We start from the raw sequence: 20,615 nt of genomic DNA, 5'->3' as shown, positions 1-20,615 counted from the left end.
TTTAGACCAAGATACTAATAATAGGGTTAAAAAGAAACCTCCTGAGGGAGGTTTGGCTATACATTTAATTGTGATTTTTCAAACTGTGTATATTGTACTGAGCGATCATATCCAGCAACTATCTTAATCTAAAACAAATACTTCCAATGATTCTACATAGGGTAAAATGATATAATCATGAACTAAAAAATGTTCTTTCAACTGTGTACTCATAGTTTGATTAAAACTATAAATTTTATCCAACTCTTTAAATAGTTCATCTAAACTACTTGCTGTAAACTTTGGTGTTTTAATAAAGAATAATAAACTTGCACCTAACCCAATGTACTCTAAGCCAAAATTTTTATCTAAAAATTGAATTAAGCTAAAAGACTCAAATGGATTGAGATCGCAACTAAAATAGCCATTTAGCTGTGCTGCAAACTTTTGAGTTTCAGTTGTATTCCTTAATACTTTTACCTCTACACATTCATCCAAAATTTTCTCAGGATGCATATTAATCTGCATTAAAGTAGAGAGATCTTGATGGCTATAACTGAATTTTCCATGCAAGTCACGAATACTTACATGATTCTCTGGCTTTAAGAGTTGTTCAATATGATACTGAACTCCAAAAGGTAAAGCATTCTCATAACTGGCATCTTCGTTTTCACCTTCTTCAATATATTCTGATACATCAAAGTAAAGCCCATCACCCATAGAAGCATGCATCGAAGTATAGTTACATTGTCCAATATCTTCTAACAGCAATAAAACTTTTTTGGGAGCAATTTTCTCTTTTAGTTCTACATACTGATTCAGGACTTCTTCCCAAGATTTAATATCACAAATTTTTGCAAAGCAAATCAACTCTTGAGCCTCATCTGTTAAATGAGCATTTTTTTTATTTTCGATGTGAAGTCTTGTCATACTGATTTCTTAAAAGTTGTTCTCATTGAAAGAATTATGTCATAAAAAACTTTCATCTTATTTAATTTAGCCTATTTTTCCCAATGTCCTCAACTTCAAATATACACGCTCTATTGTTCAATCTAACAAAATGGAGAATAGAAGGCTTTCGAAGTATAGACCGAGATGCTTAGTCCAAATAAAAACAATAATATTCAGAGCCTGAATAAATCGGTTACAATTGCTTAATTTCCATTGATATCACCTATTAAAAGTTCTCTCGAAGGAAGTTTGGATTTAATAAAATGAGTAAAATTATTGTTCAAGCCCAAATTAATATAATTTGATTTAATCCTGACGAAAAATTTGGATCGCCCGCCCTCATATCCTTTAGCTTTATTGTCGTGCAATGAGCATACTTTTTACTCTACACTCATAATTCTTATATAAAGAATTCCAAAAATAAAACAAAAATCCCGACTAATTCGCGCCTCTTAAATCTTCAATACAACTCTCCTCTTTTTCTTCCTTGTTACGTGCATCAACAGGATTCTTAACGCATTTACAATAATCGTAATACTTTCTCTTATCCAGCTCTTTGGGTGGGTCTATGCCCTGGCATTCAGTTAGTACTGTCCCTAGTCTATGAAATTCTTTACTTTCTTTATTTTCTGAGGGAATACTAGGTTTATAGATAATTATGAGTAGTGACACTATTATTGCTAAGAAAAATATATATTTCATCCAATAAATAGCCTCCCTAACCCAAAATATGTAAATCTGTTTATAAAGCAAACTTTGATATTAAATCAAGACTTGCTTAATTTAATCATCCTTCGCAGTTTGCCATTTGTAAGGTTCAACATCTAAAGTCAACTGCCGTTGCTTATTAATATTAGAGTTAATCTGCCCCCCATTTAATCTGAAGCAATTAAGTACACCCGATATGCTGTAGCTTGTCTAAGCAATGCAAAAGCCAATGATTTTTAACTGAACTAACTACAAATCACTTGAAAAAATGTATGGTCAATATATTGAAGACTGGGCGGATATGGCCAGAAAAAATTTTACTCTGAAATTAAGTAAGGAAATATCAAACAACGGAATCGAATTTCCGAAAAAGATGTGTTCTTGTATGAGTCCTATCTAAAGCAAAAAGTGGAAGAATTTAAACAAGAATCTGATATCATAGCCTGCACCTAGCAGGCTTTTTTTATTTTGTGCTGTAACTAGGTACTTTTTTCAAAACGGGTAACCTAACGGGTATCCAAAACCACTAAACAAAATAAATTGATAAATTTCTATAGGTTAGTATCAACATGCTTCTAATGATCGAAAATTGACATTGGCAAAATTACAGCAAACTATAACAAATTTTAAATTAATCAAAATAATAAAAATCAAGATGATAGCAAATTATAAAAAACCTTTTAAAACTATACAAAACAAATCACATTGAGTACATTATTGAGTACACCTAAATTTTTCCCAAAGTGTACTCAATGTTAAGCGATACAAAAATAAAATCACTAAAACCGACTGACAAAATTTATAGAGTTATAGATTCATTAGGTCTTTATATTGAAGTTCGTCCAAATGGACGAAAGTATTGGCGTTATCGTTATCAATGGCAGAAAAAAACTACAATGGTTGGTGTTGGTGAATATCCAATGGTTCAACTTGCAGAAGCTAGAAAAAAAAGAGACGAAGCTAAAGCACTTTTAATAAGTGGAAAAAATCCAGCTCAAGAAAAAAAAGCTAACACTCAAGTTGAAGTTGTGGCGAATACGTTTAAAGATATTGCTGAAGAATATAAAAACGAATATCTAAAATCAAAGTCTGAACGATATGTAAATCAATTTGACACATCTATGAAAAAAGATGTCTACAACGTAATTGGTCACAAAGACATTAAAGAAGTTTCATCTGCTGATATTCTGACAATCATGAAAAATACGATTAAGCGTATTAAAAAACAAAAAAACTTCGGTTCAGGTGAAGTGACTGCAATTCAAAATCGGAAATTTATAGGCGCTGTTATGCGTTATGCAATTACTAGTTTACGCGCAGAGTACGACCCTACCCTTGCGGTCGTGGGTGCAGTCCAACGACCAGATGTAGAACATGCCCGACCATTGACGAAAGAAGAAGCTAAAAATTTAAGAAGTAAATTGGAGAGCTATAGAGGATCTACAACCGTAAAAAATGCAGGACTGACGATGTTGTACTCTATGTTAAGAACAATTGAAATAAGGCGCATGCAGTGGGATTTTGTAGACTTTGAAGCAAGAACTATTACATTCCCAATTGCTTCAAAACGTACCGGACAAACACGCACAACCAAAAAAAATAGAATTCACATTGTTCCAATGTCTGATCAAATTTTTAAAATCTTGAAAGATCAATATGTCGTAACTGGCAACCAAGAATATGTTTTTTCTTCAGTTTATAAAACTGGGATGATTGCCTCAACGACATTAAATAGAATGCTTGAATATATTGGGCTTGGTGAAGTAACTGCACATGATTTCAGGGCAACAGCATCAACACTACTGAATGAAAAAGGTTATGATGAGGATTGGATTGAAAAGCAACTAGCACATGCTGACGATAATAAAACTAGAGCCTCATATAATCATGCAAGATATTTAGAAGAACGAAGAAATATGCTGCAAGATTGGGCAGATATTGTGGATAACTGGCAATTAAGAAAATGAGCACACATTGAATATATTTTTAAATTGTATATATTCATACACTTAGATAATATAAACCACATCTGATTAATAGTATTTTCAGTTTATTAATATGAGATTACTAAATTTATAATATAATTTCCTAAGGTGAGTTAAGATGTTTAGTATTAATACAAGTAAAAAAATTCCAGTATGGAAAAGCCTCGACTTTTATAAAGAAAATTGGAGCTTAATTATATTTTTACCAGCCCTTTTGGGTGGAGTTTTACAAATTATTAAACTTTTCAATTTAGATCCCTCTTTTGTCCGTTTTTTTGCCGTTGAGCAAGTTGTTCCTGATGGATTATTAATTTTATTTTTAATCATTCTCGCTTGGATAATATATTTTATATTTAGAAAATCCATTAATGAAAATAATTTAAAAAAAATAACTTTAGGTTGGAATCTAAAAAATATCATTTCTAATTTAAGTTCTACATTTGCTTTTTTATTATTCTCATTGATAATGGTAAGTTATTTATCTTTTGTTAGTTATTTTGAAATTGAAAGCATTACAATTGGTTACCTAGTCTTTAAAACTGTAATAGAATTTTTTATTTTAAAATGCATATTTGATATTTTTTTTACTTTAACACTCATCTATATTTTTAGAAATTATCAAAAAGTATCTGATATCCCAAGAGAAGAATTTAATAAAGCTATAGAAAAATTACAAAATCTACCAGAAAAAACTATACCATTCTTAATCTTTACATTTCTTACATTTGGCATACTATTTATTATATTAACTAAAATTAATTTATTTTACTCCCACATTAATAAACTAAACTTACCAATGAATGAAAAAATACTAACAATAAAATTAAAAAACCAATTAAAAACTGATGTGAATTTAAATATAGAGTATTATAACGGCAAGTATGTTTTTTTTAGAATAGAAAATCAAAACAATAAGAACGAATATTTGGTTTTAAAAGGTGAATCTTTAATTAATATACTTGAAAAATAAAGATAGAAATTATGTTTAGAAAATTGATTGCTAAAATTCTATTTTTTTAGGCGTATTATATGATAAATTTGCTTTATTTCCACCAACATACTGTACAAATTAGTTCACCTTTCTACAGATACAATGGTTATAGTTTTATAATCAGTATTAGGTTTTGCATGTCGAGAATAAGAAATGTGCTCAAACTATGAAATTCCCAGCAGAGAATCCCTCTCCTTGCTTGATGTCCACGAAGATCAGTTGAGCTTAGATTTAAAACCACACGTTTATCCTGGTTATCATGCGCCTATTATTATGCGGGGGTTTGATTTAGATATTGGAAAATTCGGTCTTTTACCAAGCTGGGCGAAAGACTTCAAATTTAGCTCTCATACATATAATGCAAGAACTGAAACTGTAGCTGAGAAACCTAGCTTTCGTCATGCATGGAAATACAGCAAATTTTGCCTTGTACCAGTGCAAGAGTTCTATGAGCCTAAATATATTGATGGGAAAGCTCACTGGTACACGATCAAGCGAAAAGATGATCAGCCTTTCACAGTAGCAGCGATTTATGATGATGCAGTGATTAAAGACTCTAAAGTCAGATCATTTTCAATGCTCACAATCAATTCTGACAACCACCCTTTCATGAAGCAATTTCATGCCCCTACCGATGAAAAACGCTCAATCATTGTCATTCCCGAGGAATATCGAAATGACTGGTTGAATGTTGACCGTGAAAACGCACATGAGTATTTTTTTGAAATGCGTGATGAGTTTGTCACTTTTCCGCGTGACCATTCATCTGAAGTAGCCAAACAAAGTGATCTATTTTAAATCACCTATGATTATCCACAGCTTTTAAATTTGAAATTTTAAAACATACAAACTAAACTCTTGAATATGTAACGCAATCAAGTGGTGTTTTTATGGATATTAAATTAGATGACAGCTCATCAAAAGCTAAACTTCAAAGGCTTAAAGATGCAAATCTAGACCACTTGAACGGTTCTAAAGTAATTGATATAAAAAAATATTCTTCAAAGTCTCGTCAAATTTCTGACATCTCTAAAATCTTGTCATTTCAAGCAATAACTAATGCCTCAATCCCCTTAGTTTTAAACAAAATTGCTGCAGGTTTCCCCTCTCCTGCAGAAGATTACATCGACAAAACTGTCGATATGAATGACCTTCTAATATCAAACAAAGAAGCCACTTTCATTGTTCAAGTTGAATCACTTTCGATGAAAGACATTGGAATTGATATAAATGACTATTTGATCGTCGATAGAAGCCTTCGCTCACAGCACCAAGATATTGTTATTGCATTCATTGACAATGATTTCACAGTGAAAAGAATGATGATTACACAGCGAATGTCTCATCAAGAATTGTTTGATATTTTTCATAATGAAAATGAACTTAGAAATTTACCTGCAGTCTGGTTAAAACCTGAAAATATTGAGTATCAACCCATACTCCCCCGCTCTGAACAAGAACTCGTAATTTGGGGCGTTGTCACAAAAGTTATTAAGAACTTTAAATGAAACATGAAGAAAAGATATTTGCTCTTATTGATATCAATAATTGCTATGTCTCGTGTGAACGTTTCTTTAACCCAAAATTGAACAATGTCCCTGTTATAGTTTTATCAAATAACGATGGGTGTGCTGTTGCTCGAAGTAATGAAGCAAAAGCAATGGGCATTAAAATGGGTGTGCCACTTTTTCAGATCAAAGATGTAGTTCAGAAAAATAACGTTCAAGTACTTTCAAGCAATTATGCAATATATGCTGAAATGTCGCGTCGATTTCATTCGATACTTGCAAGTTATGTCGCACCGCATGAGCAAGAAATCTACTCAATTGATGAATGTTTTCTCGATCTCACAAGCTTTAAACACAACTATGATCTTGTTGCGTACTGCCAAGGCATGCGCGAACGCATCCAAGAGTGGATAGGTTTACCAGTTTCCATAGGAATTGGTCGAAGTAAAACTGAGGCTAAGATCGGTAATCACATGGCCAAGAAAGGAAATAGATTTAATGGAGTGTGTGATCTGGCAACTATGGATCCCAAATATCGTGATTATTTTTGGTCATTAGTAGATGTTGGTGAAGTATGGGGCGTGGGCAGAAAGCAAAATAAAAAGCTCAATGATATGGGGATTAAAACTGTTTTAGATCTATCGAAAGCTAATCCGCCAGTTATGGGGAAAATGTTCACTGTCTGCATGCAAAGAACTGTACTTGAGCTTCAAGGCATCTCATGTATGCCAATTGACGATCAACCCAAACCAAAGCAGCAAATTGTAGCCAGCCGTTCTTTTGGCGTAAAAATCACTGAGCTGCAGGACTTAAAAGAAGCAATGTCAAAGTATGTGCAAGATGCTGTTGGTAGGTTGAGAAAAGAAAATCTATTGTGCGGTGTGATTACGGCTTTTGTTCAGTCCAACCCTTTTGATGCATCTGTTCCATACTATAGCAAAGCACAGACTTATAAGTTCGCTGAACCAACTGATTGTGTTTTAGATTTGGTTGAAGTTGCTTATTTATTGTTGGAAAGAATTTATAAACCAGACATCAAATACAAGAAGTGTGGTGTGTTTTATTCAGAGTTAATTCTGAAATCAAATCATATCCCTGACCTTCTTTCAGATCATCAACAACGAATACAGAATGAAAACTTAATGCAGGCTTATGAAGAAATACAGTCAAAGTTTGGCAAAGCTAAGATTTCTGTAGGTCCCTGCTATTTCAAAGATCGAAAGTGGTCTATGAGTCGAGATATGTTGTCTAAGAATTATTTTACAAAGAATGGGATGATTAAGGTTCGATAAATATTTAGATAAATTCAACTTATTCATTGAATATTGTAAAAGAATAGCTGTGAAACATGAAAAGTCACAAAGAAACCATGCTAGTGCGCTAAATCCTGTCATGGTTTAATATAGAAAATTTATGCTTATATGGAAATTTCAAGTATTTTGTATAAGCTGAATTTAAGAAAACTTAATAAATTCCCACCTATATTATGGTCCTCTTAATTTTCGGATTTCTTCTTCATACATCCTGATTTTCTTATCTTTAGGATAGAAGAAATCAAAAATAATACCAACTATTATTAAACCAACTATTAAGATGATAAAAAAATAGGTTAACGCCTGATATACTTCAAATAATTGATCATCTTTCTTAATTACTTTCGCCACACTATGTTTAGATACTACTCTCAATTGTTCTAACGAATATTCAGAATGAATTGACGTTAATCTACCTAAACTTAAAACTGAAAAAGTAATTTTTTCTGATGGTCTTAATGATTTAAACTTTAAAAGTTTATAATCCTTATCCACTATTTCTTCAAACTTAACTTGAGGATTGCTGACTTGAATAAGTGAAGAATCCTTAATCTTATGGACTGTAGAATCAAGCTTTAGTTCAATCTCTCTGGCATTCAAAGTAAGTAAACTTGTAGGCAACCAAACCTCTATATCTTCCTGAATTTGTTTACCAGTATTAGTAATAGTTAGTGAGTAAGAAGTGCCTAATACTGTTGTAATAGGCCCTTCATAAGTATATTCCAACTCATATTTAAGTTCTCTTTGATTTAAATACCATGTAAGAATCACAACAACAACAGGAATAAGCACCCCTGCTAAAAGCCATTTAATATTATTAAACATATCAGGAAACAGAATTTTTGATTGGTTATAATATATAGGGTTTTATTACTTAAATATATATTAACTAAAACTTTTCATCAAATTATGAGTCTATTTAACATAATGGCCGTTATGCTAATCAGCCCTCACTCAGAGGGCTTTCACACAAATACCCACACTCACATTTGTATTAATGGTGTGGGCTGTGCAGCCAGTTAAAAGTAAGCAAAGAAATAAACTAATTATCTTGAGCTGCATATTTTAAATTCTCTGCAACGCGGTTTGTCCATCCTTTGCCATAAGCTCCCCATGTCGATAAGGATGTATAGAATCGCAAACGCTCAGAAGCCAACAGTAATAGAACATCATTCACATCTTTAGCATTTACTGCAGCAATTGTTTTAGGTCCTATAATTCCATCATCCGGAACACCAACCGCCTGTTGTAGCTCCTTGATTGCTCGACTCTTCCCCGCATTTACAGCAAAGTCCCACAATTGAAAAACGATCGCTGGGTGTAATTGATCAGCCCCTAATTTATCCCACCAATCCTTTTTATAGATTGCTTTGGCTTGTTCAATGGTTAAGTTTTTAAGGTCTAAATTTGGGTATGTATTGGCAGCAATACCGTATTTTGTACCTTTAAAAGTCCCCTTTCCAACTTTTCCACCCGTCCAATTACCAGGATCATTTCGATCAGTTGAAAATCCACCTTCGTGGCCAATTAATCGATCAAATGCTTTTTCAAAATTCATTTAAATATTGCTCCAAATGCCTGCTTAATTTCTGTGATTATTTCATTAAAAGATTTGCCTTTTAGAAGCTGTACGGACTGGTAAGCAATACCAATACATAGCATTCCAAAAATGGCAAAAATCAACATGACAAATCCCTGTGCCATGTGTGTGTAGTGGGTTAAGTCGTAATACTCAATAAATGCAGATCCACCATATAAGCTAATGGCCACACTAAAAGTGAACTTCATAATAACGCCCATGGTGATTTTGATGCGCCCTTGTGTGTCGATATCCCCTGATAAAGTCAGTGCAAAAATAGCCCCAATTACCGCAGCCATAATTTTAAAAAGCCATGGTAAGCCTTTGATAGAAATTGGATCGTTCACTTTGTTCCCCTGATTTTTGGCAATAAAAAAACACCTTTCGGTGCTATTGATAACGTTTGATATTTAGACTTAAAGCGTCATGGCTTTCTGCCAAAGGGAATCCACTTCTTCCTCTTTAAGCTCAAGCAAATTACACATTGCAATAACTGATTCTGATTGACGTTGAAATTCATCTGACTCTGTATATTCGATTTGTAAGCGCTTACGAAGTAAGGAATCTGGAATAGTCTCAATAGTTGATTCAACACGATCGAGTAAGTCATTTTCTAACAATGCGAGCTTAAATTGCCGACGAGTTAGCGGTTTTAGCGTACTTAAGAAAATGTCCCTTTTTTCCTCAACTGTTAGAAATTTCTGTGGATTTAAAAGGCGTTCTTTTTCAGCTTTTGTTAAAGGCTTAAATTCATCTGTTATAAGTTCATCTTGTGAACCGTCACTTTCAAACCCATGAATTAAGTTAGTAGTGATATTTCTGTAATATTTCATCGTCTTAACTCTGACCATTTATAAATTGTTGCTGCAGTAACCATGTATGATGCCCCATCAGGAATAGCATATGAGATCGTTCTCGATAAAGATTCATTGGTATTTATAAACTGAACACCACTGACTTGATGCGTTAATGCAGTGTTATTACTCCCTGAAGCCGTAATAATTGCAAAAATTGTGTTTCCAGTATTATTGGTATAGACAACACCTGAGATTCTTGAAGCAGTAACATCCTGATAATATTGATTAATACCAATCCCAGTTTGTAAATTGGTAGGGATACTAATATTTCCAGATTCATCAAAAGTTGCGCTACCTATAATTGCACCAGATAGTGTTATTCTATTAGCTTTTAAAACAACCCAATTTGACCAAGATCCGTTATAGAAATGTCGATAATATGTTAATCCACCACCGTTATATGGCGTAAACCATTGAGAACAACCTGCAGATCTTTCAACTCTCAATGAGAATGCATTGGCTTGTGGCACATTTGCAATTTGTTGAGCTACTGCATCAGAATCTTGAAAAAAGAAACCTGTTGATTGGTAATTGTTTAAATCAGCTCCTGCAGTAATATAAAAGCTTACAGGAGGGATATTAATGTCAATACTTGCATCAAAAGCTACACCATTAATCATTCTTGGATTAAACAATTTCCCGTCTAAATTACCAATAAATTTTGCTATTGCTACATAACCGCGATATGTATCTGAACATACATCAGATGCTGTATATATATGACCTTTAGAAAATATTCCCAAGTTTGGAATTTTACTTGAATCAGAAAAGCTATCTGAAGCAAGTAAACCACCAGTTAATATTCTTTTTGCTCTAGTTTCATCAGTAGATAGAAATCCAAAGTCACTTTCACCTTTAAACTTTTGAGCATAAATTGAACCCGTTACTTGCACGTCTCCATTGAATTTATTAGAACCTATAAAAGTCTGGTTATCCGTATATGCAATTTGACGAGGCGTACCCCAATTATTTGCTCCATAATTATTTTGGAAATGGTAAATTTGATGACTTACTTTATCAAAAAACAATCCATTTACTTTACCACCTGAAGAATCACTATAGCCGTTGAGTGCTAGAAAATCCCCCCAAGTCGAGCCTGTGACTGTCCCATATCTAATACCTGTGTATTCAGCAAAATAATAGCCCATTCTTGCACCACCTATTTGGGCAGGGGTTATATTTCGCGTATCTTTTGCAACAACAAAACCATCAAATACACCATTAAAAGCACCTGACACCCAGTCTGTGAATGTCCATTTACAATTTGTGTAAGCACCATTTGAGTCTAGCCAAACCCCTTTACCGTTGCCTTTACCCCACAGATTTTCCCCATTTAAGCCGAAATAAACACTCTCCACTGTATCAGTATTGCCATAAGCGCCAAATCCTGAATATAAACTACTATCAGCTTTTGCTCTAAAGACAAGTCCTCTAGCCCAACCACCCAGCTTATGGTGGTCCCACACAAAATCGCCTTTAACATTGTTGTTAGACTCGCTATCAAGTAAAGTTAAATTCTTTTGAAGTCTATATCCTCCACTCGCTTCTTTAACACCAGACATTGCTTTTATTTTATTGTCTAGTGGAGAAGCACCAATTAGAAAATAACCACCATCCTGTAAATTAGCAGAAACACCAACAGAAAAATTCGTAAAATATTTATTATCACCGCCATTATCAAAAAAGAATGATGATGAATCGCCAGATGTATATTTATCTAAAAAAGCATTATCAGAATTAAAAGCGGAGATTTCTGTTCTTACTCGTCCTTGTAATTTACCAATGACTAGTGGGGCTGTAATATTACCGACAGAATCAAATGTACCGTAATTACTGGTACCATTAGCATTCACTAAAAAACGTAAATTTGAATTACCTAAGGTTAAACCAAAGCCTGCTGTTTCTTGAGATCCACTCCTTACATTTCCAATCTGCCACTCTGATTCATACCATCCAAAAGAAAGTGCATGAATAATGGCTGCCAAGTTATTGGGTGAATTAGTTGTGATCGAATTTGATTTATTAACTACAGTTTTAATAGGTGAACTTTCACCAGTATTAATAGAAATTTCACCACTTAAGTTGCCACCTGATTTATCAAATTTATTTATATTTAATAGACGACCTTGGTTTGCTGATAATGGCCTTTTTGCATCATTTGAAGTTAAATTATCAATTGCGTCAACAGTCGGCTGCGGATCTAATTCACTGTATGTTTTATACCAAGAAGTCCATCCACTTACATATTGAGAACGGATGTATTGAAGTGTACCAGCTTCTTTATATGTAGTTAAACGTTGAATAAATCCAGCGGTAACATCTACTTGTAATGTAAAAGCTAGATTAGTCGGGCTATTTTTTATTGTTTCAGCTGTAAGGTTGTAATCTACAAAATAAGTTCCTTCTTTTTTATAATCATTCAAATCCGCATTTTCTGGAATTTTAATTGAACGATCTATTTTATTATCTTGTAAGTATTTCCCTTGTTTTGCTGACAGTGGTTTATTTGAAACATCGGTAACAAGATTGTCGACAAGCTCATTATGGCGAATATAATCTTCATCAATAATTTGATTAATTGTCAAAGAAAGCTTATTAAATAGATAGTTAAACCATTGTCGAGCAGGTTTTAAATTGACTGGAAAACCTTCTTCTTGATTTAAATTTTCGGTGTTTTTTTGCCCATCTTTGGCAAATTCAGGTAATTTATCAACTGCCATTTTTACATGCTCTCAATAATAAGTGATACACCCGCAGGCAATGGGAAAAATAATTGAACGAGAATTTTGTCCGAGTAAGACTCTCGAGTTAAAAACTTGAAAGTTACTGACATATCTTTATTGTCAATCACTTTAAATTTGTCGTGATTCAGGACTAATCTAAAAATTTCTTTGGTCTGGTTTATATTTCCAGTGCTTATATTTTTTAGAATTTTGGCCTTAATCAGATTTCTTAAAAATTGCCCTTTGGGTATCAATCCACCTGTGCCTGATTGGCCAGACTCGCGGAAGAATCCCCCCACATCGGGGTTATCTGTTTCGCCAAATGTCAGTGCATTTTCTTGATCGATAAAACCAAAATATTCAAGCTGTGCTGCACCGGGGATAATTAAGGGTGTTCCCGTCCAACGGGCTAAGGTTTCTAGATAAGGATCTGTTGCGGTGTCAACATCATAGTGGCTGTGTAAATTATTCAAAAAATTAAAGCAGTCAACTAACGGGGAATTGACTGCTTCGATCATTGCAATATATTTAGGTTTTAAACGATGCTGACTAGTAATTAGTTTTCTATAATCACCAATCTTTTTATCATCCACTGGTCACCTCGATTTTGATCGATGAAGGATCACAAAAAGCAACGCAGCCAAACGGTAAAATATAATCAGTGGAATATTCGACATTGTTGGCCACAATAATTATTGAGGAAACTTCATAAGTCTGGCTCTGTTCAGATCCGTATAGATTGGCTGCACCAATAAGCTTGTTTTGGGTGATCTTGTCGCCTATGTCTAATGCGTTTACATATTCAGCAAGTAGCTTTTTAATTGATTCTTCAGTATCTGCACTGTATGAATCATTCGTTGTGATTTGTATCTTAAAACTAATGTTTACAACATCTGGCCTATACAGCTCTATTGTTTCTGCATCACCATAAACATTGACGACAATCACACTGGTATTTCCATATAAATCACATCCCATTGATTTATATTTGTGGATCAGTTTCCCGATCGCTTGTGAGTCACCACCATAGGCAATGACACAAATCGATTTAGGCGGTAATCCATTGGCATCAACTACTGTTTTTTTATTTTCAAAAAATTTACAGCGCGTGACATTAGGCAAATCTAGAATTGCCCCTCGTAAACCATCAGGTAAGGATTGAGAGGGAATTGCGACCGACAAAGCCTGTCTTTGACGTAACTTGGCATTGGTTTCTGCATCTTGGCCAATAGAAGATGAGTTCTGATTAATTACGCTTTGCCAACCTCGAGTTGGATTTAAAATAATTTTAATGGCATTCGCTGTAGCTAGAACTGCACCCGCATTTTCTGCTGTAGCAGAAACGACAATAGAACCAGATTGCGGAATCGTAATATTTAACGGCAAGATCCATTTATTGTTATTGGTGTCCGCTACTACACCCGCACGTATTAGCGTTCCTGAAGTACCGGTGATTGTCACATCAACGGTTGAGTACGTTGCTAATGCGCGAGAAATGCCATTAATTTTGACATTACGTGTTAAAGCTTCAGTATCAGCGGTTTTGGGGCTAAATGAATTATATGTTTTAACACATGCTGCATTCACATCTGCAATGGCTAAAGATACTACTCCTAAAAACTGACCATCTAAGCTGTCATTTTCTAAGTAAACATCATTCCCATAAATGTTTTTATATTGCTGTTTGAAGTAAGCAAGTATTAGATCATACGTGGGTGCACTAATCCCATTCTCATTAATGATTGGTGCAACTGTTGTAATTGCCATTAATCATAAGCCCCTGTTACTGTAGTTTGGCCATAAATAGTATTCACAGTCATCGATACTGTTAAACTGCGAGTATCTGAATCAAGTGAACTTTGGAAAGACTCAATACTCGTTACTCCAAAGGTTTCTAGTACTCGCTGGCGTAATGTGAGTTCATATAAATTCTTAGACTGTTTTCCAAGAATTGCTTGAGACCAACCTGTGCCATCTGACGTATCAGCAAACCACTCACCAATCCATAGCTTGAGCCTTGTTTCAATTGCCTGAGCAACAGCCTCTGCACTATCAATATGAAAGTTATTTAGACCTGACCCAAAGCTGTAATCACCCTGTTCATCTTGTTTTCTATAGCGCATAAAAAAGACGCTTTCGCGCCCCTCATTTTGATGTATCTATTGTTTTGGTGGTCCTGAATTATCAGTGCCTGATTTAACCCCTGTTGTAATGTGGCTTATTAAACTCACTGTCTTGGCCACTACATCTGCAAGTGATTTGATAATGCCCGTCACCGTCAAAGTTTTTTTCATTTCCACATCACAATGAAAAATTGCCTTTGAACCTATAAAATGAATCTCTCCACCTGGTGTGATTTGAATCTTGCAACTGTTCTCATCATTACGGATCTCTAGATTATCAGTAGAAATATCACTGATTTTTTTTGTTTGTGATTGTGGCCTAAAAAAAGCGAATCCATCTGATAAATCATGCTTTCGCATATCAAAGGGATTTTGAATCCCGCCTGACTGCCACCACAAATCTATATTACGATCAGCAAAAGAAACTAAGCACTCATCACCTTTTTTAATAGGGTGTGTGATCGTAAAGCCACCAGCACAAGGAAACATCACCGGCACATCTTGAATAACGGGTAATTCAACCGTTTCAATATCACCACTGGTGGTCATTACGGGGATCTTAATCAATGGCTGAACATTTACCGTTACAGCTTCAGCATTATAACTATCAATTTCACAAGGCAAGGCCGTCCAGAAGTTTGCCAATTCTGCTTTAATGGCATCTTGCATAATTGTTAATTGATCGGGTGAAAGCTCATTAAAACTTAAAGCCATTGGCTATCCCCCTGCAGTGTCCGATGGCCGATAATTATCATCAACCGCCTCAATGGTAATCCCTGTTTTAGGTACGATTGCATCAATACCAATACAAACTAAATCCGTGTACCACTCAGTGCCGCGAGTATCTCCGTGATGCTCAACTGATCTAATAAGAAAAAGGCCACCTGCATTGGTAGCCATTCTAGGATCCTTTTGGGCTTGATCTACTTCTTGGCCACCATAGGAAATATCGTACCCCTCAGTTTGTAGGTTGGTCATATCGACTTGAACACGCCCGCCCCACTTCATTTTAGGATTCAACAAGCAAGAAACTTTAAGCCCCTCACTTGTTAATTGTGGCATCCCTACCATCCCCGTTGTAGGCGTAAGCACTTGAACAGGTACTGGTGTATATCCAATCACTGGCGCAATGCTCAAAGTGTCATCTGAGAAGTCTATAAGCATATTATTTTCTTCATAGAACTGACGTAAATTCTGTTCTAACGATCCAAAAAATACACGTCCACGTGGATATTGTTGTTGGCGAAGATCCACTAAATCACCATTTTCAATTCCTTGTTTATTTGCCTCAGCAATTAAAATTTTGCCCGTATCATCAATCGTGGTACCTGCAGGTACGCATTGATTCACTAAGGCAGCATTTTTTAATCTGTCACCACTTTGGGCAAGAATACATAGCCAAGTATCAGTAGGATTATCTCGTCCACGGCGATATTGAAAAACCCGACCTTTGAAAACGATTTCTAAAGGGCCAAGCATGTATCCACTTTCAAAAATTAAAGTAGTTTCAATACGTTCATTGTTCATTCCAGCTAAGCGATTCATTGTAGATTCACTTAGATTGTAAATATAAAATTCCGCAGCTTTCGGTGTTGAAGTGGTCGCCTGTCCAATGTGAAATACAATTTTAAAGTCGGATAGATCTAGCGCTTCAGGTTGACCATTATTAATTTGCACAGTTAATTTACACTTACGGTCCCATAGTAATGTCATGATGGATCACTCCAATACAACTGGATTTTTGAACCCAAATCATAAAACCCTTGCGACTCATCTTTATTTGAATTGGTTACAAAGAGTGAGCCTTTGATTAAGTGTTGATGTTGCTCAAGTAAATCTAGATTTGGATTCATGGCCAAACCCGAAATAATCGGATTTTCTGAACCGTCCATTACATCCAAGTACCAATAATTTAATCGATAAATGAGTTGCAATTTATAGGTAATTTTATTGAGCTGAACAGCGAACTTTTGATTTCCAATACCTAAAGGGATTTTATATAAGCCCATAATTAACTCCCAAAAATACCAGTAGCAATCTTGCTCAAAGTTGATTCATTTACTGGTGTCGCTTGAACCGTACCGCCATTGGATACGCCAGCAGTAGTCGCTGGATTAGTTTGGTTATCAAGTAAAACAATTGTTTCAGAGGATTGAACTAAGAATACTTTTTTCAATGTCATTTCAATCATTAAGACATTCTCAGTTTGAAGATCCGTTGTGCATCCAAGAGATTTAATCAGCATGTTTGAATACAGACGTTTACCTGTAGAAATTACCAAAAGTTGCTTTAAGTTTTGAAGCTGTTGCAAGGTTTCATATACAGCAACAAGGCCAGTGGTTTCAGATAAAAGCGAATCACCTACTAATCCATTTAACTTGCCTGCACTTTCTGACCAACCAACTTTAATTATTACCTCAGGCGGCTCTTTATAAGCATGATCAGCCATAGGAGATCCAACCTCTGTCGGATGCTCAGTAATCACTAATTCATCTTTGTGCTTTTCTTCGATAGTTACATCTGCAAATAGCCCCATGATTGTACGTCCACGGCCTGCAAGCAAAAGTGAACCCGCTATTTCAGTTAAAGGTGACGCAGCAACAGTGCCTAATGCTGTATTTAAAATCGTGTTAATTGACATATTTCACCCAATAAAAAACCGAGCAATTAAGGCTCGGTTTAATTAATGCTGTAACTACTGGTATTTATTAAAAAGTTTTCACATAATAATATTTACATAAAATTATTATTCCCGCTTCACGATGATTAAAGGATAGGAATATGGGCCTCTTTTCTTGGCTTTTTGGAACAAATAAAAAGGTTATAGAAACTAAACCTATTAAGAAAGCTAAACGTAATGTTTATGGTTTTGATGAAAAACGTCAAAGCCATACTAAAGATTTAGAAGGATTTAAAAAATCTAGTCTTAAAATCAAACGAGTGAAAATCATTGTAGATAAGCAAGATATAGATGCTTGTCCTGCTATTAAAAGAATGAAAAAAGTCTACAACCTAGCAGACGTCCCACTTATTCCACTAGATAGATTAAAATGCCAACATTGTACTTGCTACTATGAACCTATATTACCCAAGGATTAATAAGATGAAAAAATTACTACTAGTTACAATCTTAATCAGTAGCGGTGCTTGGGCGGATTGTGAAGATTTAAATAAATTAGCTGATGAAGATGGCATACATTATGGAACAAAATACGCATTCACTGTTAAGGGTGAAAAGGGTTATAGAGCATACTTTCATTCTGCCCCATCAAATAAATGTAAGTATGCTAAAACATTTTTAATTCCTAAAGATTCAGTTATTGGCTATCAAGAATTTTTAAATGAAAAGCAAAATTGGATTTATGTAATGTATATTGCAAACGATGGAACAGATACTTCAGGCTGGATCAAAGAAAAAGACTTAAAAATATCTGGTCGCATCAGTCCAATTGATTAAGCAAATATGCTCTTAGCATTTCTAGCCATGACAGCCATTGAATTTTCTTGCTGACGCTTTGCGGCATTAGCTGATTCGATGGGTTCTTTAGCTCCATTAATAGTCATATCAGTTTTAAATTCTTGATGAATATTGACATTTGATGCATTCATTTTTGAAATTAAATTATTGATATTTGTCTTGTCAGGATTTCCTGAAGGTGGAGCGTAAGAGTTAATAATGGGCATTTTTGGGGGGATGGAATTTGCAACTGTGCTTGGTGAATTTTTACTAATTGAATTCTGTTTCTTACTTGGTACAGAAATCCTATCCTCATCAAGTCTAGACACAACACTTTTATGCATCTTAATGCCCTTATCTACATATTTAACATCCGTTGCATAACCTGCTTTTTTTAAACTGGAATAAAATTCAATTGCGGTTTTAGAATTCTTAACATTCTGATAACGCTTACTCTTACCAACCAATTGTATATAATCTTCTGCAAAATCTTCAGGTGTCTTATACACTTTGTATGGATCATATGATTTTTCAATCCTATCATATGCCTTAACTGTATCTCCTTTCCAATTTTTACCAGCTTTGATATTTCCCAGATTATTCGTTCCCTTAATAATACTCTTCCCCCAACCTGTTTCCGCAGCAAATTGAGAAATAACTAAATCTGGTTTGGTATTTAAAGCTTCGGCTATTTTTACAGCCATACCCCAATACTTTTGGATAAACTCAACTTGCTTAGTGCCAGTTGCGCCACTTTTTATCGGAGCCACTCTATTGAATGAACTTGAGTTTGAGTTATTAAATACTGCCTCTGATACTACATTCTGAGCCATCGTAGCCACATTAACGACCGCATCAATACCTTTTTGAGTAACACTCTTAACGCCATCAGATAATGCTGTTTTATTTTGAGGTTTCTCATTTTTGATGGATTGAGAACTTTGAGCTTTGTTTGGCTGTGGTTTTTCAGCACTATTCGTCAATTGAGCTATTGGCTTATTGGGTTGAGGTGCATTTTCGGCAAATTTAGCTAAATCTTTAGCATTCTTAGGCGTTTCGATCTTTGGTTGTGATTGATAACCGATTTCATCACGTTCACGTTGATCTACCCGAGTTTGAGCATCTTTATCACCAAAGAAAGCCAACCCTTTATCAACTAATCCAAAACCTGCATCCATTCCATTAGCAATAGCATCACGTGGGGCAGAAACTTCCCCATTTTCATCTGGAATGGGATTAGCCAGCTCATTGCCTACATTAGATAAAACATCTTTTGTAGTTTCGACAACTTCCTGAACAGCACCGACTGGATCTGAAATAATCTTTTGAACAAAGTTAATAACTTTATCTTTGATCTTATCGAGCAAATCTAAAAAGTCTTTGATCTTATTAATAATGGTATCAATGCCGTTGGTCCATTTAGACCAATCAAATAACGACTTGCCACCATCACGCCATGTTTTATAGTCATCATAGAGTAAGGCTAATGCTGCAGCTAAAGCTAAAATGATGCCAATCGGTGAAGCAAGGAAAGCCAAACGGAAAAGTTTTAATACGCCAATAAAGCTTTTGATCATTGGTATAAATTTAAAGATCATCCCAAACGTTTTGATGAATCCACCAAAAACTAAGGCCAACATGCCAAAGCGTAAACCTACACCAAGCATCTGCTTGATTTCGGGATTCAACTGGCTAAATGCTGAAATCCCCGCTTGTATTAACTGGTTAAGCAATCGCAGAATTGGTATTAAAGCCTTTCCAGCTTGCATCACAATGACCTGAAAACCTGTCTTGGTTACCATAGTCAGGTCACGGTATTCAGTCATGAAATCATTGCCTGATTTGGTCAAATCATCATTCATGCCAAGCTGTTCTTGTATCTTTTGGTATTTCTCCATGTTCGATACAAATTTACCATCTCGCATAGCCAATAAAGTATTTTGATCAATACCTAATGAATTGGCATAAGCATTTGCCTGATATGCTGGCATTTGAGCAAGCACACCACTTAGATCTTTCATTACATCAACACGATCACGCATCTCACCATTGGCTTGTTTTGTATTCACGCCAAGGCTATTAATCATTCCCTCATAACCAGGGGAATTACGCATTTTTTCAGCTAATGATTCTAATGTGCCGATGGCGCTTTCAGCATTACCACCCATTTGGCTTATAGCATTACCAAATGCAGTAATGTTGGTTGCACTAGCACCTATGCGCTGAGAAGAAAAATAAAGCTTATCTAGCTCGCTTGCAGTTTGCCGCACTGCAATCACCGCGCCAGTGGCCAAAGTCAAAAGGGCAACTTTAAGCGAAGCCGATTTAAGCTCTACACGCCCCATTGCATCCTGCATTTGACCCAAACCGGTATTATCAGTTTTAAAACCTAATGCAACCATGAAGTTGCGAATTACACCTTCTTCAGCCATAAAACCACC

21 protein-coding genes are annotated in these 20,615 nt (G+C 35.0%); 7 read left to right on the top strand and 14 right to left on the bottom strand.

From position 1 onward, the window contains the following. Positions 1–123 precede the first annotated feature (123 nt). Complete coding sequence (locus ACQ7EO_RS07870) at positions 124–909, bottom strand: hypothetical protein (protein WP_034611763.1); 786 nt, start codon at positions 907–909, stop codon at positions 124–126. A 1,481-nt stretch (positions 910–2,390) separates the two neighbouring features. Here ACQ7EO_RS07870 and ACQ7EO_RS07865 point away from each other — a divergent pair. The 5 genes from ACQ7EO_RS07865 (at position 2,391) to ACQ7EO_RS07845 (ending at position 7,414) form a co-directional block, all read left to right on the top strand. Further along, a complete protein-coding gene (locus ACQ7EO_RS07865) occupies positions 2,391–3,605 on the top strand; it encodes a tyrosine-type recombinase/integrase (RefSeq protein WP_434279339.1) in 1,215 nt (404 codons plus the stop codon). A 136-nt stretch (positions 3,606–3,741) separates the two neighbouring features. Continuing rightward, positions 3,742–4,593, top strand: a complete 852-nt coding sequence (locus ACQ7EO_RS07860; RefSeq protein WP_434279338.1) for a hypothetical protein — start codon at positions 3,742–3,744, stop codon at positions 4,591–4,593. 174 nt (positions 4,594–4,767) lie between these two features. Beyond that, a complete protein-coding gene (locus ACQ7EO_RS07855) occupies positions 4,768–5,412 on the top strand; it encodes an SOS response-associated peptidase (protein ID WP_434279337.1) in 645 nt (214 codons plus the stop codon). Positions 5,413–5,504: 92 nt separating this feature from the next. Beyond that, positions 5,505–6,122 carry a LexA family protein gene (locus ACQ7EO_RS07850; protein WP_434279336.1) on the top strand — a complete coding sequence of 206 codons (618 nt, stop codon included), beginning with the start codon at positions 5,505–5,507 and terminating at the stop codon, positions 6,120–6,122. Continuing rightward, positions 6,119–7,414 carry a DinB/UmuC family translesion DNA polymerase gene (locus tag ACQ7EO_RS07845; protein ID WP_434279335.1) on the top strand — a complete coding sequence of 432 codons (1,296 nt, stop codon included), beginning with the start codon at positions 6,119–6,121 and terminating at the stop codon, positions 7,412–7,414. Before ACQ7EO_RS07850 ends, ACQ7EO_RS07845 begins: the two co-directional genes overlap by 4 nt. Before the next feature lie 192 nt (positions 7,415–7,606). Here ACQ7EO_RS07845 and ACQ7EO_RS07840 read toward each other — a convergent pair whose 3' ends face one another. The 12 genes from ACQ7EO_RS07840 to ACQ7EO_RS07785 all read right to left on the bottom strand — a co-directional run bounded on the left by ACQ7EO_RS07840 (position 7,607) and on the right by ACQ7EO_RS07785 (position 17,358). Further along, a complete protein-coding gene (locus tag ACQ7EO_RS07840; RefSeq protein ID WP_434279334.1) occupies positions 7,607–8,260 on the bottom strand; it encodes a hypothetical protein in 654 nt (217 codons plus the stop codon). 217 nt (positions 8,261–8,477) lie between these two features. Further along, positions 8,478–8,993, bottom strand: a complete 516-nt coding sequence (locus tag ACQ7EO_RS07835) for a glycoside hydrolase family 108 protein (RefSeq protein WP_434279333.1) — start codon at positions 8,991–8,993, stop codon at positions 8,478–8,480. Next, positions 8,990–9,361: a hypothetical protein gene (locus ACQ7EO_RS07830; RefSeq protein WP_419331826.1), complete on the bottom strand. Its 372-nt coding sequence runs from the start codon at positions 9,359–9,361 to the stop codon at positions 8,990–8,992. Before ACQ7EO_RS07830 ends, ACQ7EO_RS07835 begins: the two co-directional genes overlap by 4 nt. A gap of 69 nt (positions 9,362–9,430) precedes the next feature. Continuing rightward, positions 9,431–9,847, bottom strand: a complete 417-nt coding sequence (locus tag ACQ7EO_RS07825; protein ID WP_434279332.1) for a hypothetical protein — start codon at positions 9,845–9,847, stop codon at positions 9,431–9,433. Next, positions 9,844–12,591: a pyocin knob domain-containing protein gene (locus ACQ7EO_RS07820; RefSeq protein ID WP_434279331.1), complete on the bottom strand. Its 2,748-nt coding sequence runs from the start codon at positions 12,589–12,591 to the stop codon at positions 9,844–9,846. Before ACQ7EO_RS07820 ends, ACQ7EO_RS07825 begins: the two co-directional genes overlap by 4 nt. A gap of 2 nt (positions 12,592–12,593) precedes the next feature. Further along, positions 12,594–13,187 (bottom strand): DUF2612 domain-containing protein, encoded by a 594-nt coding sequence (locus ACQ7EO_RS07815; protein ID WP_434279330.1) that lies wholly within the window; start codon positions 13,185–13,187, stop codon positions 12,594–12,596. Continuing rightward, entirely contained in the window at positions 13,180–14,361 is a 1,182-nt protein-coding gene (locus ACQ7EO_RS07810; RefSeq protein ID WP_434279329.1) for a baseplate J/gp47 family protein, read from the bottom strand. The genes ACQ7EO_RS07815 and ACQ7EO_RS07810 overlap by 8 nt, the downstream gene beginning before the upstream one ends. Further along, entirely contained in the window at positions 14,361–14,717 is a 357-nt protein-coding gene (locus tag ACQ7EO_RS07805) for a hypothetical protein (protein ID WP_105712873.1), read from the bottom strand. Before ACQ7EO_RS07805 ends, ACQ7EO_RS07810 begins: the two co-directional genes overlap by 1 nt. A gap of 36 nt (positions 14,718–14,753) precedes the next feature. After that, entirely contained in the window at positions 14,754–15,431 is a 678-nt protein-coding gene (locus ACQ7EO_RS07800) for a Gp138 family membrane-puncturing spike protein (RefSeq protein ID WP_434279328.1), read from the bottom strand. Between the two features lie 3 nt (positions 15,432–15,434). Next, entirely contained in the window at positions 15,435–16,430 is a 996-nt protein-coding gene (locus tag ACQ7EO_RS07795; protein ID WP_434279327.1) for a baseplate hub protein, read from the bottom strand. Further along, positions 16,427–16,726 (bottom strand): phage baseplate plug family protein, encoded by a 300-nt coding sequence (locus tag ACQ7EO_RS07790; protein ID WP_434279326.1) that lies wholly within the window; start codon positions 16,724–16,726, stop codon positions 16,427–16,429. The genes ACQ7EO_RS07795 and ACQ7EO_RS07790 overlap by 4 nt, the downstream gene beginning before the upstream one ends. A 2-nt stretch (positions 16,727–16,728) precedes the next feature. Next, positions 16,729–17,358, bottom strand: coding sequence for a phage baseplate protein (locus ACQ7EO_RS07785; protein ID WP_333666291.1), 630 nt, complete (start codon positions 17,356–17,358; stop codon positions 16,729–16,731). 140 nt (positions 17,359–17,498) lie between these two features. Here ACQ7EO_RS07785 and ACQ7EO_RS07780 point away from each other — a divergent pair, with 140 nt between their 5' ends. Both ACQ7EO_RS07780 and ACQ7EO_RS07775 read left to right on the top strand, forming a co-directional pair. After that, positions 17,499–17,816 (top strand): hypothetical protein, encoded by a 318-nt coding sequence (locus ACQ7EO_RS07780; protein WP_434279325.1) that lies wholly within the window; start codon positions 17,499–17,501, stop codon positions 17,814–17,816. A 4-nt stretch (positions 17,817–17,820) separates the two neighbouring features. After that, the gene (locus ACQ7EO_RS07775) at positions 17,821–18,174 is read left to right on the top strand and encodes a hypothetical protein (protein ID WP_434279324.1); all 354 of its coding nucleotides are present in this window, start codon (positions 17,821–17,823) and stop codon (positions 18,172–18,174) included. Here ACQ7EO_RS07775 and ACQ7EO_RS07770 read toward each other — a convergent pair. Beyond that, on the bottom strand, positions 18,171–20,606 hold the full coding sequence (locus ACQ7EO_RS07770; RefSeq protein WP_434279323.1) for a glucosaminidase domain-containing protein: 2,436 nt from the start codon (positions 20,604–20,606) through the stop codon (positions 18,171–18,173). The two genes, ACQ7EO_RS07775 and ACQ7EO_RS07770, sit on opposite strands and share 4 nt — an antisense overlap. Between the last annotated feature and the right edge of the window lie 9 nt (positions 20,607–20,615).

It is taken from the genome of Acinetobacter sp. CE-15, assembly GCF_051059255.1.
GTDB lineage: Bacteria > Pseudomonadota > Gammaproteobacteria > Pseudomonadales > Moraxellaceae > Acinetobacter > Acinetobacter guillouiae.
This window is presented reverse-complemented; position numbering and strand designations above follow the sequence as displayed.

Excerpts from the sequence above, each read along its gene's own strand:
- ACQ7EO_RS07870 (WP_034611763.1), bottom strand. The coding sequence starts at position 909 with ATGACAAGACTTCACATCGAAAATAAAAAAAATGCTCATTTAACAGAT.
- ACQ7EO_RS07865 (WP_434279339.1), top strand. The coding sequence starts at position 2,391 with ATGTTAAGCGATACAAAAATAAAATCACTAAAACCGACTGACAAAATT.
- ACQ7EO_RS07860 (WP_434279338.1), top strand. The coding sequence starts at position 3,742 with ATGTTTAGTATTAATACAAGTAAAAAAATTCCAGTATGGAAAAGCCTC.
- ACQ7EO_RS07855 (WP_434279337.1), top strand. The coding sequence starts at position 4,768 with ATGTGCTCAAACTATGAAATTCCCAGCAGAGAATCCCTCTCCTTGCTT.
- ACQ7EO_RS07850 (WP_434279336.1), top strand. The coding sequence starts at position 5,505 with ATGGATATTAAATTAGATGACAGCTCATCAAAAGCTAAACTTCAAAGG.
- ACQ7EO_RS07845 (WP_434279335.1), top strand. The coding sequence starts at position 6,119 with ATGAAACATGAAGAAAAGATATTTGCTCTTATTGATATCAATAATTGC.
- ACQ7EO_RS07840 (WP_434279334.1), bottom strand. The coding sequence starts at position 8,260 with ATGTTTAATAATATTAAATGGCTTTTAGCAGGGGTGCTTATTCCTGTT.
- ACQ7EO_RS07835 (WP_434279333.1), bottom strand. The coding sequence starts at position 8,993 with ATGAATTTTGAAAAAGCATTTGATCGATTAATTGGCCACGAAGGTGGA.
- ACQ7EO_RS07825 (WP_434279332.1), bottom strand. The coding sequence starts at position 9,847 with ATGAAATATTACAGAAATATCACTACTAACTTAATTCATGGGTTTGAA.
- ACQ7EO_RS07820 (WP_434279331.1), bottom strand. The coding sequence starts at position 12,591 with ATGGCAGTTGATAAATTACCTGAATTTGCCAAAGATGGGCAAAAAAAC.
- ACQ7EO_RS07810 (WP_434279329.1), bottom strand. The coding sequence starts at position 14,361 with ATGGCAATTACAACAGTTGCACCAATCATTAATGAGAATGGGATTAGT.
- ACQ7EO_RS07805 (WP_105712873.1), bottom strand. The coding sequence starts at position 14,717 with ATGCGCTATAGAAAACAAGATGAACAGGGTGATTACAGCTTTGGGTCA.
- ACQ7EO_RS07800 (WP_434279328.1), bottom strand. The coding sequence starts at position 15,431 with ATGGCTTTAAGTTTTAATGAGCTTTCACCCGATCAATTAACAATTATG.
- ACQ7EO_RS07795 (WP_434279327.1), bottom strand. The coding sequence starts at position 16,430 with ATGACATTACTATGGGACCGTAAGTGTAAATTAACTGTGCAAATTAAT.
- ACQ7EO_RS07790 (WP_434279326.1), bottom strand. The coding sequence starts at position 16,726 with ATGGGCTTATATAAAATCCCTTTAGGTATTGGAAATCAAAAGTTCGCT.
- ACQ7EO_RS07785 (WP_333666291.1), bottom strand. The coding sequence starts at position 17,358 with ATGTCAATTAACACGATTTTAAATACAGCATTAGGCACTGTTGCTGCG.
- ACQ7EO_RS07780 (WP_434279325.1), top strand. The coding sequence starts at position 17,499 with ATGGGCCTCTTTTCTTGGCTTTTTGGAACAAATAAAAAGGTTATAGAA.
- ACQ7EO_RS07775 (WP_434279324.1), top strand. The coding sequence starts at position 17,821 with ATGAAAAAATTACTACTAGTTACAATCTTAATCAGTAGCGGTGCTTGG.
- ACQ7EO_RS07770 (WP_434279323.1), bottom strand. The coding sequence starts at position 20,606 with ATGGCTGAAGAAGGTGTAATTCGCAACTTCATGGTTGCATTAGGTTTT.